General features: G+C 46.7%; 9 protein-coding genes and 1 rRNA gene. 9 read left to right on the forward strand and 1 reads right to left on the reverse strand.

Annotation, left to right across the window (positions count from 1 at the left end; genetic code table 11):
- The 6 genes from dnaA to gyrB all read left to right on the forward strand — a co-directional run bounded on the left by dnaA (position 1) and on the right by gyrB (position 6,430).
- Positions 1–1,347, forward strand: coding sequence for a chromosomal replication initiator protein DnaA (gene dnaA / locus QNO02_RS00005; RefSeq protein WP_036611990.1), 1,347 nt, complete (start codon positions 1–3; stop codon positions 1,345–1,347).
- A gap of 220 nt (positions 1,348–1,567) precedes the next feature.
- The gene (dnaN, locus tag QNO02_RS00010; RefSeq protein WP_017691408.1) at positions 1,568–2,710 is read left to right on the forward strand and encodes a DNA polymerase III subunit beta; all 1,143 of its coding nucleotides are present in this window, start codon (positions 1,568–1,570) and stop codon (positions 2,708–2,710) included.
- Between the two features lie 16 nt (positions 2,711–2,726).
- Positions 2,727–2,942, forward strand: a complete 216-nt coding sequence (yaaA, locus tag QNO02_RS00015) for a S4 domain-containing protein YaaA (RefSeq protein WP_036611994.1) — start codon at positions 2,727–2,729, stop codon at positions 2,940–2,942.
- Between the two features lie 57 nt (positions 2,943–2,999).
- The gene (recF, locus tag QNO02_RS00020) at positions 3,000–4,112 is read left to right on the forward strand and encodes a DNA replication/repair protein RecF (RefSeq protein ID WP_062836513.1); all 1,113 of its coding nucleotides are present in this window, start codon (positions 3,000–3,002) and stop codon (positions 4,110–4,112) included.
- Between the two features lie 13 nt (positions 4,113–4,125).
- The gene (remB, locus tag QNO02_RS00025; protein WP_017691405.1) at positions 4,126–4,374 is read left to right on the forward strand and encodes an extracellular matrix regulator RemB; all 249 of its coding nucleotides are present in this window, start codon (positions 4,126–4,128) and stop codon (positions 4,372–4,374) included.
- A 145-nt stretch (positions 4,375–4,519) separates the two neighbouring features.
- Positions 4,520–6,430: a DNA topoisomerase (ATP-hydrolyzing) subunit B gene (gene gyrB, locus QNO02_RS00030; protein ID WP_091035212.1), complete on the forward strand. Its 1,911-nt coding sequence runs from the start codon at positions 4,520–4,522 to the stop codon at positions 6,428–6,430.
- 92 nt (positions 6,431–6,522) lie between these two features.
- On the opposite strand, the gene QNO02_RS00035 is transcribed toward gyrB, so the two are convergent.
- Positions 6,523–7,473: a YheC/YheD family protein gene (locus QNO02_RS00035; protein ID WP_289390798.1), complete on the reverse strand. Its 951-nt coding sequence runs from the start codon at positions 7,471–7,473 to the stop codon at positions 6,523–6,525.
- 426 nt (positions 7,474–7,899) lie between these two features.
- Here QNO02_RS00035 and gyrA point away from each other — a divergent pair, with 426 nt between their 5' ends.
- From gyrA to QNO02_RS00050, 3 genes are all read left to right on the forward strand, one after another.
- A complete protein-coding gene (gene gyrA, locus QNO02_RS00040; protein WP_091035207.1) occupies positions 7,900–10,464 on the forward strand; it encodes a DNA gyrase subunit A in 2,565 nt (854 codons plus the stop codon).
- 223 nt (positions 10,465–10,687) lie between these two features.
- The gene (locus QNO02_RS00045; protein WP_289390799.1) at positions 10,688–11,806 is read left to right on the forward strand and encodes an HD-GYP domain-containing protein; all 1,119 of its coding nucleotides are present in this window, start codon (positions 10,688–10,690) and stop codon (positions 11,804–11,806) included.
- A gap of 466 nt (positions 11,807–12,272) precedes the next feature.
- Positions 12,273–13,825, forward strand: a 16S ribosomal RNA gene (locus tag QNO02_RS00050).
- The last annotated feature ends 154 nt before the right edge of the window (positions 13,826–13,979 follow it).

The following is a 13,979-nucleotide window of genomic DNA, read 5'->3' on the forward strand; positions in this document are numbered from 1 at the left end:
GTGGACAGCCATACTTCTGATTTATGGCAGCAAATTTTATCAATCATACAAAACAAACTCAGCAAACCCAGCTTTGACACCTGGTTCAAAGCAACCAAAGCCACCAAGCTAAATGACCGTTCAATCGTCATTTCCGCACCAACCACGTTTGCCGTCGAATGGCTGGAGAGCCGTTACACCAAATTGGTTGGCTCGACGGTATACGAGCTGCTTGGCAAGCAAGTCGATGTGAAATTTGTCATTGAAGAGAACAAGCCTGCTGAACCGGACCCGCAATTGCCGGCACCAACGCCTACAGTTGTACAGGAAGAAGCAGTACTCAGCATGCTGAATCCGAAATATACGTTCGATACATTTGTCATCGGGCCGGGCAACCGTTTTGCCCATGCCGCATCGCTGGCGGTCGCTGAAGCGCCCGCCAAAGCTTACAACCCGCTCTTTCTGTATGGAGGGGTAGGTCTCGGTAAAACTCACTTGATGCATGCGATCGGACATTATGTTCTGGAGCATGATCCGGGCAGCAAAGTCGTTTATTTGTCGTCTGAGAAATTCACGAACGAATTCATTAACTCGATCCGTGACAACCGCGGGGAGAGCTTCCGTAACAAATACCGGAGCGTCGACATTTTGCTCATTGATGATATTCAGTTCTTGGCGGGAAAAGAATCGACACAAGAGGAATTTTTCCATACGTTTAATGCGCTGCATGAGGAACGGAAGCAGATCATCATCTCCAGCGACAGACCACCGAAGGAAATTCCGACACTGGAAGAACGACTTCGTTCTCGCTTTGAATGGGGGTTAATCACGGATATCCAGCCTCCAGATTTGGAGACAAGGATCGCAATTTTGCGGAAAAAGGCACGTGCGGAAAACTTGGATATTCCGAATGAAGCGATGATGTACATTGCCAACCAGATTGACACCAACATCCGTGAACTGGAAGGCGCCCTGATTCGGGTCGTTGCTTATTCTTCACTGACTAATCAAGATGTAACCACTCATCTGGCAGCTGAAGCACTCAAGGATATTATTCCTTCCAGTCGTCCCAAAATGATCACTATTCATGACATCCAACAAAAGGTCGGCGAGTATTATAGCCTTAAGCTTGAAGATTTCAAAGCACGGAAACGGACCAAGGCAGTTGCTTTCCCAAGACAGATTGCCATGTATCTCTCTCGTGAACTGACAGACTTTTCTCTGCCCAAAATCGGGGAAGCATTCGGAGGACGAGATCACACCACTGTCATACATGCTCACGAAAAAATCTCCCAAGCGATTAAAAACGATCAGGATCTCTATAAAGTTATCAACAACTTAACCGAAAAAATTAAGAATCCAACCTGAACAAGTCCCAAGCCTATGCACAACGTATACACATGTGGATAGGCTTGGGTGTACGGGTTTATACCCACTTATCCACATATTCAGTGCCCCTATTACTATTATTACTAAAAAGATCTTAAAGATATCATCTCCAAAATAGCCATTTCGGAGCTTAGCCTTCGGCCTTTGAAAAACACCTTTTAACACCCCAACACCCAAAAAATCAGCTAGGAGTGAAACCATGAAAATCAGCATAATGAAAAACTACTTAAACGATTCCATACAGCAAGTATCCAAAGCGATCTCGAGCCGTACAACAATTCCGATTCTGAGCGGTATCAAATTCGACGTGAATCATCAAGGTGTAACATTGACAGCAAGTGACACCGATATATCCATTCAATCCTTCATCCCGCTTGAAGATGGAGATAAAAGCGTAGTTCAGGTAGATCAACCCGGCAGTGTAGTTTTGCCAGCCAAGTTTTTTGTGGAGATCATCAAGAAGCTGCCTTCACAGGAAGTGCACATGGAAGTCAAAGAGAATTTCAACACCTTTATCTCCGCAGGTGCTACCGAAATTCAACTGGTAGGTCTTGATCCGGAAGAATTCCCGGTACTGCCAAGCATCGAAGAAAACCAAACCGTCTCCATTCCAGGAGATTTGCTGAAAAATATGATCAAACAAACTGTCTTCTCCATTTCCACACATGAGACTACTCCAATCCTGACAGGTGTGCTCTGGAGTTTGGGTGACAACGAATTGAAATTTGTGGCAACAGACCGTCACCGTCTTGCTACTCGATCAGCAATGCTGGATAATGCAGAAGGTATCCGCTTCAACAACGTAGTTATTTCCGGTAAAACGCTGAACGAGCTCAGCAAAATTGTTCCGGATCAAAATACCCTTGTGGATATCGTTGTTGCAGATAACCAAGTCCTATTCAAAATCGACCGTGTATTGTTCTACTCCCGTATTTTGGACGGAACATATCCGGATACTTCTAGAATTATTCCAACGTCATACAAAACAGAACTTGTTTTAGATACAAAAAAATTAAGTGAATCCATTGACCGGGCTTATTTGCTGTCGCGTGAAGAGAAAACAAACATCGTGCGTATGCAAACGATGGATTCGGGATCCGTTGAAATTTCTTCAAGCTCTTCCGAGCTAGGTAAAGTAAGAGAAGAAATCGAACCTGCCGAGTTTACAGGAGATCCGTTAAAAATCTCGTTCAACTCCAAATACATGCTGGATGTGCTGAAAGTTGTTGAAAGTGAACAGCTGATGATCGCTTTTACAGGAGTCATGAGTCCAATCATCTTGAAACCGCTGGATGACAGTCACAGCCTTTACGTCATATTGCCATACCGGACGACCAACTAACGAAAGGAAGATCACCGTGAACCAAGTTACGATTCGAACGGAATATATCAAGCTTGATCAATTTTTGAAACTGGCGGATTGCATCCCAACCGGAGGTATGGCCAAAGCTTTGCTTCAGGAAGGGCTTGTACGTGTGAATAAAGAGCCTGAGGAACGCCGGGGACGTAAGTTATACCCTGGGGATATCGTTGAAGTGGACGGAGAAGGCACATTCGAAGTTGCTGCAGAATAAGAAGACCAGTTCGATCCTGCTGCCTCCTGACGGACGGGATAAAAGGGAGGTTACCGCGTGTTTGTGAACAGCATTGATCTGCAGAATTTCCGCAATTATGAACATCTCAGACTGGACTCTTTTGGTCCCGTAAACTTGTTGATCGGGCAAAATGCCCAAGGCAAGACAAATCTTGCAGAAGCGATTTTTGTACTTGCACTCACCAAGAGCCACCGTACATCCCGTGACAAGGAGTTAATCCGTTTCGGTGAGGAACGTGCCAGACTTGCAGCAGAGGTCGACAAAAAGTACGGGGCTGTCAAGCTTGAACTATCTTTGTCGCAACAAGGCAAAAAAGCAAAGATTAACGGCCTGGAGCAGCGCAAGTTAAGTGATTTTGTCGGAGCGCTCAATGTTGTGATGTTTGCACCGGAGGATCTGGAGATTGTAAAAGGCACACCGGGGGTCCGCCGCCGGTTTCTTGACATGGAGATCGGACAGGTTGCACCAGGTTACCTGTATCACCTGCAGCAATACCAGAAAGTGCTCGTCCAACGAAACAATTTGCTTAAGCAGTTATGGGGACAAGGGGCATCAGCCCAGACCATGCTTGAGGTGTGGAACGAACAACTGGTTGAGCATGGTGTTAAAATCGTCAAAAAAAGGAAACAATTCATAAAGAAACTGCAAAAGTGGGCAGAAACGATTCATCAGGGGATCACCGGAGGCGGAGAAGTCTTGCGGCTGGCCTACCTTCCTTCCTTCAGCGAAGCCGCTGAGGAAGATGAAGCTGTCTTAATGGACCAATTTATGATAAAATTATCACAAATGAAAGAGCAGGAGATTCGCCGAGGCACAACCCTTAGTGGGCCGCATCGGGATGACCTGTCCTTTTTCATTAACGATCGGGAAGTACAAACATATGGCTCGCAGGGGCAGCAGCGCACAACGGCGTTGTCCCTTAAACTTGCGGAAATTGAACTGATTCATGAAGAAATCGGAGAATATCCAGTTCTGTTGCTGGATGATGTTCTGTCCGAGCTGGACCCTTTTCGCCAGACGCAGCTGATCGAAACGTTCCAGAGCAAGGTGCAAACCTTTATTACGGCTACGGGGATTGAGAGCCTGAACGTTGACAAGCTCAAAGATGCCAGTATTTATCACGTTCATGCCGGACAGGTTGAACGCTAAGGAGTGAGGGCTTATGTACATTCATCTGGGCGGTGAGAAGATCATCCGTTCTTCCGAATTGGTCGCTATTTTTGATATATCGATTGAAAAATCCTCAAAGATCTCCAAGCAGTATGTCACGCATGCCGAGCAGGAAAAAACAGTGGAACACATCGGCGAAGAGGAAGCCAAGTCCATTGTGGTGACCAAAAACATTGTGTACTACTCGCCTATTTCCTCAGCCACGCTGAAGAAGCGGGCTCACATTTTTCCGGATCTCTAGCGTTGTGTGGCATAAAAGATGTATCTTTTGCTGCTTGTCTTTAAATTTGGATAGCTGGCTGAAATGAAGGACGTTGTCTATTTCAGCAAACATTATTAGTTAACGCATATTTACGATATTGAATCTATAGAAGTAGGTGAAAGGCATGTCTATGAATCAACCGTCATATGATGCGAATGAAATTCAGGTCCTTGAAGGATTGGAAGCCGTACGGAAGCGTCCGGGGATGTATATCGGTTCCACCAGTTCCAAGGGCCTGCATCATCTGGTCTGGGAAGTAGTGGACAACAGTATTGACGAAGCGCTTGCAGGTTACTGCGACCACATTGAGGTCAGTATCCATGAAGACAATAGCGTGACTGTAGTCGATAACGGACGGGGGATTCCCGTCGGCGAACATACCAAAATGAAACGTCCTGCACTTGAGGTAGTTATGACTGTCCTCCATGCAGGGGGAAAATTTGGTGGCGGCGGATATAAAGTATCCGGTGGTTTGCATGGTGTTGGTGTGTCCGTTGTGAATGCACTCTCTGAAAAAGTGGTTGTAACGGTTAAACGTGAGGGACATATCTATCAACAGGAATATCGCCGTGGAGCTCCACAGTATGACCTGAAAGTAATCGGTACAACCGACGAAACAGGAACAACGGTTAGATTCCATCCGGACCCTGAAATTTTCACGGAAACAAGAGTTTATGAATATGACATCTTGCTGGCCCGTATTCGTGAGCTGGCGTTCTTGAACAAGGGTATTGGTCTTACACTGACGGATGAGCGTACAGGTGCAACCAACTCATTCCTGTATGAAGGCGGCATTATCGAATACGTCTCCTTCCTAAACCAGAAGCGCGAAGTACTACATGAGAATCCAATTTACGTTGAAGGTTCCAGAGATAACATCCAGGTGGAAGTTGCCCTGCAATACAATGACAACTACACCGAGAATATCTATTCCTTCGCGAACAATATCAACACGCATGAGGGCGGAACGCATGAATCAGGTTTCAAGAGTGCCCTTACGCGGATTATCAATGACTACGCCCGTAAGGCGGGGGTAATCAAGGACAGCACGGGTAACCTTTCCGGGGATGACGTGCGTGAAGGCTTGACAGCTATTATTTCGGTCAAGATTCCGGAGCCGCAATTTGAAGGACAGACAAAGACCAAGCTGGGCAACAGCGAAGTGCGTGGGATTGTCGAATCCTTGTTTGCCGAGAAGCTGCAGGAGTTCCTGGAAGAGAATCCTTCCGTATCCCGTCGCATTTTGGAAAAAGGTCTGCAAGCAGCACGTGCGCGTGAAGCTGCCCGTAAAGCCCGTGAACTGACACGTCGTAAAGGTGCACTCGAAGTAAGCTCACTTCCAGGTAAACTGGCAGACTGTTCATCCAAGGATGCTTCAATCAGTGAATTGTACATCGTTGAAGGTGACTCTGCAGGCGGTTCAGCGAAGCAAGGCCGGGATCGTCATTTCCAAGCAATTTTGCCGTTGCGTGGTAAGATTCTGAACGTGGAAAAAGCTCGTCTCGACCGGATCTTGGGTAATGCGGAGATTAGAGCAATTATTACGGCAATGGGTACAGGTATTGGTGATGACTTCGATATTGCTAAAGCCCGCTATCACAAAATCATTTTGATGACCGATGCCGACGTCGATGGTGCTCATATCCGAACACTATTGCTGACATTCCTGTATCGGTACATGCGCAAAATCATTGAGGCAGGTTATGTATATATTGCACAACCGCCATTGTTCAAGATTGAGCGTAACAAAGTGATTCGTTATGCCGGTTCCGAGAAAGAGCGTGATGAAATTATTGCAACGCTCGGCGAAAATGCAAAATTCAACGTTCAGCGTTACAAAGGTCTTGGCGAGATGAATGCCGGACAATTGTGGGAAACAACGATGGATCCGGAGAGTCGGACCATGATGCAAGTATCGATTAATGATGCCATCCTTGCTGATGCCATGTTTGACACCCTGATGGGGGATAACGTTGAACCGCGTCGTGACTTTATCCAGGAAAATGCAAAATACGTGAAAAACCTCGACATTTAACACATTCGAAGAGGCGCCTGAGAGGGCGCCTTTTTTATATTAGGGAAAGTATGAACAGGGAAGGCGAATACTTAGACTTCCTTATCCCTTTGTTATCTGCGTATACGTTTTTTGGCAGACGAGGCTTGTGCTTTAGGGGATGTACGAGAGCTTTTACCCTTTTTGGAGGGCAAACGACCGTATGCAATCGCATAACGTTTGATCTTCCGGTATGCCTCCTTGTCCGGTAATAAGCCAAAGGCATAAATGCCTGGCAGTGTGTTGACTTCAAGAATCCAGGGACGCCCTGCTTCGTCTAGCGCAATATCAATACCAATCTCTTTGAGCCTTGGAAATGATGTTTGCAATTGCACAGCGGTATGAATACCTAAGCGGTACAGTTCAGTGCGAAGTTTTTTGAAGCCATCCTGGTGAAGATGGGGGAGTACGAGTTCTTCAAACGTGGCCAATCGTCCGCCACCATGAATGTTGGTGATGATTTTGCCCGGGGCAGCAACACGTCCCAAAATACCTGTTGTTTCCCAGTTGTGTTGCAGATTTTTCTGAGTTAACACACGCAAGTCAAAAGGCAAATCTTCATGCTTCATCAGCGAAATTCCTTGTTGAATGATATAATCACGTTCCTGAATGCGATCATTCAGTGCTCGTTCGAGTTCGTCCAGGGAATGAAATAATCTCTCCTCTGTACCGTATTGGAGTTGATATGTTGTAGTGAGATAGGTATCTCTGAAGATAACAGCACTTGCTTCGGGTTCATCATCAGGTACGTTCCGCTCATTGGTTTCTTCCGGAACCTCCGCATCTGTGGTGGAATCTTCGGAATTAACGACAGGTTCGTATAAACGGGTTGTTTTTACTCGCATAACGCCATTACCGTAAGTACCACGGTCTGGTTTGATATAGTTTGACTCAAATAATTCAGTCATTCGTTCGAGAGTTTGACGGCTATATTTTCGGGTCACTGGGATATATTCATTCACAATGCGACTGCGTTGTAACACAGCTGTTTTGGCCCATTTGCTGGAGACGCGTTGGATACCCAATATTCATCAGTCCTTTCATGTTTTGCTCAGTTCTAAAGAGGGACAGACACGGAGAAATCAAAGGACAAGAGACGATTTCAGTGGTATAATAGAGAAATATGGCGTTTTGTGCGATGAGCTGTACAATTTGCAGTTTGATCGTAGGACGGGAATGGCTTTAGCCTCGGTAGGCACAGTACATATGCCGTTTTTCTAGCATTGTATGTGCAATTGGGGAGGAAGGCAGGGCGTATCCCCAGACACGCAGAAGTTCCCGGAAGAAAGGCTATTGCCCAGCGGACGTTTAATTGTGTAACTTTTGTGAAAGTAATATAATAAAGAGTAGCGTTCTTGCGCGGTTTTAGCCTTGTTAGGCTTTTCACATATAATCAATTTTTTTGTATGACGGAATGGAACGTTTGTTGAAGGACAAGAAGGAGGTCCAGCATGGCGGAAGAAATGAACTCTCAGATTACAGATCGGGATATAGGCGTCGAGATGCGTGAATCGTTTATGGATTATGCGATGAGCATCATCGTTAGCCGTGCCTTACCTGACGTGCGTGATGGATTGAAGCCGGTTCACCGGCGTATTCTGTACGCGATGTCAGAGCTCGGCATGACACCTGATAAACCACATAAAAAATCAGCCAGAATCGTCGGTGAAGTTATCGGTAAGTATCACCCACACGGTGACTCTGCTGTTTACGAGACGATGGTCCGGATGGCACAGGATTTCTCCCTGCGTTATATGCATGTAGATGGACATGGTAACTTTGGATCGGTCGATGGCGATATGGCAGCAGCCATGCGTTACACCGAAGCACGTTTGTCCAAGATTGCTATGGAAATGCTTAGAGATATCAACAAGGATACGATTGATTTCCAACCGAACTATGACGGCGAGGAACATGAGCCAATCGTTCTACCTGCTCGTTTTCCTAACTTGCTTGTCAATGGGGTCGGCGGGATCGCGGTAGGTATGGCCACCAATATTCCTCCTCATAATCTGGGCGAGGTCATTGATGGTGTACAGGCCATGATTCAAAATCCGGACATTACATCCATGGAACTCATGGATTACATTCAAGGACCAGACTTCCCTACGTCCGGCTACATTTTGGGCCGCTCAGGCATTCGCCAGGCGTATCAGACCGGACGTGGTTCAGTAACGATGCGGGCCAAAACCAACATCGAAGAGAACAACAACAAGGCGCGTATTATCGTTACAGAGCTGCCTTATCAGGTGAACAAGGCGAGACTCGTTGAGAAAATCGCCGAGTTGGTACGTGATAAAAAGATTGATGGTATTACTGACCTTCGTGATGAGTCTGACCGTAATGGTATGCGGGTTGTAATTGAGCTTCGCAGAGACGTGAATCCGGGGGTTGTCCTGAACAACCTTTACAAACATACATCGATGCAATCCACTTTTGGGATTAACATGCTCGCGATTGTTAATAAAGAACCTAAAATTCTGAACTTGCGTGAAGTGTTGTATCACTACCTGCAGCATCAGATTGAGGTTATTCGCAGACGTACGCAGTTTGAACTGAAAAAGGCTGAAGCTCGTGCACACATTTTAGAGGGCTTGCGTATTGCGCTGGATCATATCGACGAGATTATTACGTTGATTCGTTCATCCAGTAATGCGGATGCAGCAAGAGAAGGTTTGATTGAGCGTTTCTCACTCAGTCATGATCAGGCTCAAGCTATTCTCGATATGCGTTTGCAACGCCTCACAGGTCTGGAACGCGAACGTATTGAAAATGAATATAACGAACTGATGGTCAAAATCAGAGAGTATCGCGAGATTCTGGCCAATGAGCATCTGGTGCTTGAGATTATCAGTACGGAGTTGCAAGAGATCCGTGACCGCTTCAGCGATGATCGTCGTACAGAGATCACTGTAGGTGAAGAGAGTATTCTGGATGAGGACCTGATTCCACGTGAAGAGGTTATCATTACGATTACCCATACAGGATACGTGAAACGTCTGCCGGTATCCACATACCGCAGCCAGAAACGTGGCGGACGTGGGGTCGTGGGTATGGATACGAAAGATACCGACTTTGTTGAGCATCTGTTCGTGACCAACTCTCACAATTACCTCATGTTCTTCACTGACAAAGGTAAAGTGTACCGTCTCAAAGCTTACGAGATTCCAGAGCTTGGACGTACCGCACGGGGAACGCCGATTATCAACCTGATCCAGATCGAGCAGGGCGAATCGGTCAATGCCGTAATTCCGGTTCAGGAATTCGAAAGTGACAGATACTTGTTCTTTGCTACCCGCCAAGGGGTTGTGAAGAAGACGCCACTTGAGGATTACACCAATATTCGCAAAGGCGGCTTGATCGGTATTTCCTTACGTGATGATGACGTTCTGATCGATGTTAAGCTGACCGATGGACAGCAAGAGATCATCATGGGTACAGCTCACGGAATGTCTATTCGCTTCTCCGAAGGTAACGTACGTTCCATGGGACGTAGCGCAACCGGGGTCAAAGGGATTACATTGGATGAACAGGATGCTGTTATCGGCATGGATGTAGTTGATAAAGAGCTTGATGTTCTGATCGTTACAGCAAAAGGTTACGGTAAACGTACACCTGTCAGTGATTATCGGATGCAGACTCGTGGCGGTAAAGGGATCAAGACTATTAATGTCACAGAGAAGAACGGCGCAGTAGTCAGCCTCAAAATGGTTAAAACCGAAGAGGATCTGATGATTATCACGTCTAGCGGTACGTTGATCCGGATGAGCATGGAAGGCATATCCACTATGGGTCGATACACGCAGGGTGTGAAGCTGATTCATATTCGTGACGAGGATTCAGTAGCTACAGTCAGCCGAATTGACAAAAATGAAGAGGAACCAGACGATGAGTCGCTTGAAGGCTTGGAAGGCGAGGAGTCCCAAGCTCCGGTAGTAAGCTTGGAAGAAGGCACCGTTTCTGATGCTGACGTTAATGAAGTTGAGGGCGACGACGATTCCGGTTCGGAAGCATAAAATAGAATTCTATAAAGACTGATCTCTTGGAGATTGGAAGAAGATTGCGAGGGCTCCCACAGGGAGCCCTTTTGTTTGTATAAAGGAATCTCTTCTTTTATTCTTCCGAATCTGGGATGTACAGCCTGATTCCTGAGTAATATAATGGGAAATATCATGAAAAACCGGGACTATGGTCTTGTTTGTTATTAACATAGAAGAACGATGAGTGAGGGGAATACACATGGGATTAATCACCCTGTCAGAAGTCAAACCAGGACTCAAACTTGGGAGTGATGTGCAAACACTTCGCGGCAACGTTCTGCTTCAGAAGGGAAAAGTTATTTTACCCAAGGATATGGAAGTGCTCAGAGCCTTTATGATTCAACAGGTAGATATTGAACAGGAAAGAATGGCGTCGAGTAGTACAGCAACCAAAGGTGCCTCTGTGTCCGCAGGAAGTTCTGCCAATGACAAGAGTGGTGAACGGGCAGGGAAGACAGGGAACGTCACCACAGCTCCTGTAGTAACGTCTTTGCAGGATGAGTATGAAAAGATGGTCGGACTAACGAAAAATGCTTTCCTGTCCTCTCTGGCGGCTGAATTGCCTGTCTATGAGTTACGTACACAGTTGGAGGCTGTGTTTGCACATCTCAAACAATATAATGTGCTTACCTTCAGTCCACGAGTAATGCAAGAACATGATTATGTATATCACCATGCCGTACTGAGTGCGATCACATCCTATCAACTGGCTCAGTGGATCGATCTTCCCTCCAAGGATTGGATGCAAGTTGCTTTTGCAGGCTTGTTCCATGATATTGGTAACAACAAGGTAGATCCGCAGATTCTCCATAAACCATCCACGTTGACGGCTGCAGAGCAGGAAGAGATTCGCCAGCATACGAAATATGGTTATCAGATCCTTAAACAGGCAAAGGCCATTAATGAGGGAGCCAGACTTGCAGCTTTGCAGCATCATGAAAAAGTGGATGGATCAGGCTACCCGTTGCAGCTTAGTGGTACGCAGATTCATATTTATGCCAAGATTGTAGCTATCGCTGATATTTTCCACGCCATGACGCTGGAGAAGATCTACCGCAAGGCACAATCACCATACCTAGTCCTAGAACAGATCCAAAGTGAGGCATTTGGGAAATTGGATCCTGCAATTGTAAGAGTATTTGTCCAACGTTCGACCCAGATCCATAATGGCATCCGAGTAAAACTCAGCAATAACCAAATTGGAGAGATCGTATTCTCTGATCGAGATCATCCTACACGGCCTATGGTGTCAGTAGAAGGAACCATCATTAACCTGATGCAGCAACGGCAGCTTCACATCCAAGAGGTTATCGGATAACAATAGATATTAAAGTAAATTGAAGAGAGGGCCTTTCTTTTATAGAGGGGCCTTTTAAGTGAGATAAGTGTGGGAATGTAGAAAAACAGAAATAATATAGATATATATATCATTACTCAAAAAAAGACTTGCAATGTAAATCTGTACATGGTATATTCTAATTCCGGCCAAGAAAACACGGTTTACACGGTGCGGCAAGCAAACGAAATAAGCTTCGAAAGAAACTTTAAAAAAAGAGCTTGCAAAGTTGGTTCGGATGTGATAAGATATAAAAGTTGCTGAAGAGAACGACATTCGGTAGCAAAACAAGTTTGATCTTTGAAAACTGAACAACGAGTGAGTAAACATTCTGCTTGCAGAATGAACGCGAAAGTTTGAAACAAGCCTTGGCTTGGATCGGCTGGAGCACAAATGAGATTTTTAATCTCGTCAGATTCAAAATGAGCTTATCGCTCTTTTCAATACTTTATTGGAGAGTTTGATCCTGGCTCAGGACGAACGCTGGCGGCATGCCTAATACATGCAAGTCGAGCGGACTTGATGAGAAGCTTGCTTCTCTGATGGTTAGCGGCGGACGGGTGAGTAACACGTAGGCAACCTGCCCTCAAGTTTGGGACAACTACCGGAAACGGTAGCTAATACCGAATAATTGTTTTCTTCGCCTGAAGGAAACTGGAAAGACGGAGCAATCTGTCACTTGGGGATGGGCCTGCGGCGCATTAGCTAGTTGGTGGGGTAACGGCTCACCAAGGCGACGATGCGTAGCCGACCTGAGAGGGTGATCGGCCACACTGGGACTGAGACACGGCCCAGACTCCTACGGGAGGCAGCAGTAGGGAATCTTCCGCAATGGGCGAAAGCCTGACGGAGCAATGCCGCGTGAGTGATGAAGGTTTTCGGATCGTAAAGCTCTGTTGCCAGGGAAGAACGCTTGGGAGAGTAACTGCTCTCAAGGTGACGGTACCTGAGAAGAAAGCCCCGGCTAACTACGTGCCAGCAGCCGCGGTAATACGTAGGGGGCAAGCGTTGTCCGGAATTATTGGGCGTAAAGCGCGCGCAGGCGGTCATTTAAGTCTGGTGTTTAATCCCGGGGCTCAACCCCGGATCGCACTGGAAACTGGGTGACTTGAGTGCAGAAGAGGAGAGTGGAATTCCACGTGTAGCGGTGAAATGCGTAGATATGTGGAGGAACACCAGTGGCGAAGGCGACTCTCTGGGCTGTAACTGACGCTGAGGCGCGAAAGCGTGGGGAGCAAACAGGATTAGATACCCTGGTAGTCCACGCCGTAAACGATGAGTGCTAGGTGTTAGGGGTTTCGATACCCTTGGTGCCGAAGTTAACACATTAAGCACTCCGCCTGGGGAGTACGGTCGCAAGACTGAAACTCAAAGGAATTGACGGGGACCCGCACAAGCAGTGGAGTATGTGGTTTAATTCGAAGCAACGCGAAGAACCTTACCAGGTCTTGACATCTGAATGACCGGTGCAGAGATGTACCTTTTCTTCGGAACATTCAAGACAGGTGGTGCATGGTTGTCGTCAGCTCGTGTCGTGAGATGTTGGGTTAAGTCCCGCAACGAGCGCAACCCTTATATTTAGTTGCCAGCACTTCGGGTGGGCACTCTAGATAGACTGCCGGTGACAAACCGGAGGAAGGTGGGGATGACGTCAAATCATCATGCCCCTTATGACCTGGGCTACACACGTACTACAATGGCCGGTACAACGGGCTGCGAAATCGCGAGATGGAGCCAATCCCAACAAAGCCGGTCTCAGTTCGGATTGCAGGCTGCAACTCGCCTGCATGAAGTCGGAATTGCTAGTAATCGCGGATCAGCATGCCGCGGTGAATACGTTCCCGGGTCTTGTACACACCGCCCGTCACACCACGAGAGTTTATAACACCCGAAGTCGGTGGGGTAACCGCAAGGAGCCAGCCGCCGAAGGTGGGATAGATGATTGGGGTGAAGTCGTAACAAGGTAGCCGTATCGGAAGGTGCGGCTGGATCACCTCCTTTCTATGGAGAATCGTTTCCTGCAACGGAAACATTCAAATAGCAGACTAGATCTGCACAAACTACTCACTCGTTGTTCGGTTTTGAGAGCTCAAACTCTCAAAACAGCTTGCTTTTGCATGGAGCTTGTTCTTTGAAAACTAGATATCGAAACGAA

Source organism: Paenibacillus sp. PK1-4R (genome assembly GCF_030369595.1).
Taxonomy (GTDB): Bacteria; Bacillota; Bacilli; order Paenibacillales; family Paenibacillaceae; genus Paenibacillus.

Excerpts from the sequence above, each read along its gene's own strand:
- dnaN (WP_017691408.1), top strand. The coding sequence starts at position 1,568 with ATGAAAATCAGCATAATGAAAAACTACTTAAACGATTCCATACAGCAA.
- gyrA (WP_091035207.1), top strand. The coding sequence starts at position 7,900 with ATGGCGGAAGAAATGAACTCTCAGATTACAGATCGGGATATAGGCGTC.
- gyrB (WP_091035212.1), top strand. The coding sequence starts at position 4,520 with ATGTCTATGAATCAACCGTCATATGATGCGAATGAAATTCAGGTCCTT.
- QNO02_RS00045 (WP_289390799.1), top strand. The coding sequence starts at position 10,688 with ATGGGATTAATCACCCTGTCAGAAGTCAAACCAGGACTCAAACTTGGG.
- remB (WP_017691405.1), top strand. The coding sequence starts at position 4,126 with ATGTACATTCATCTGGGCGGTGAGAAGATCATCCGTTCTTCCGAATTG.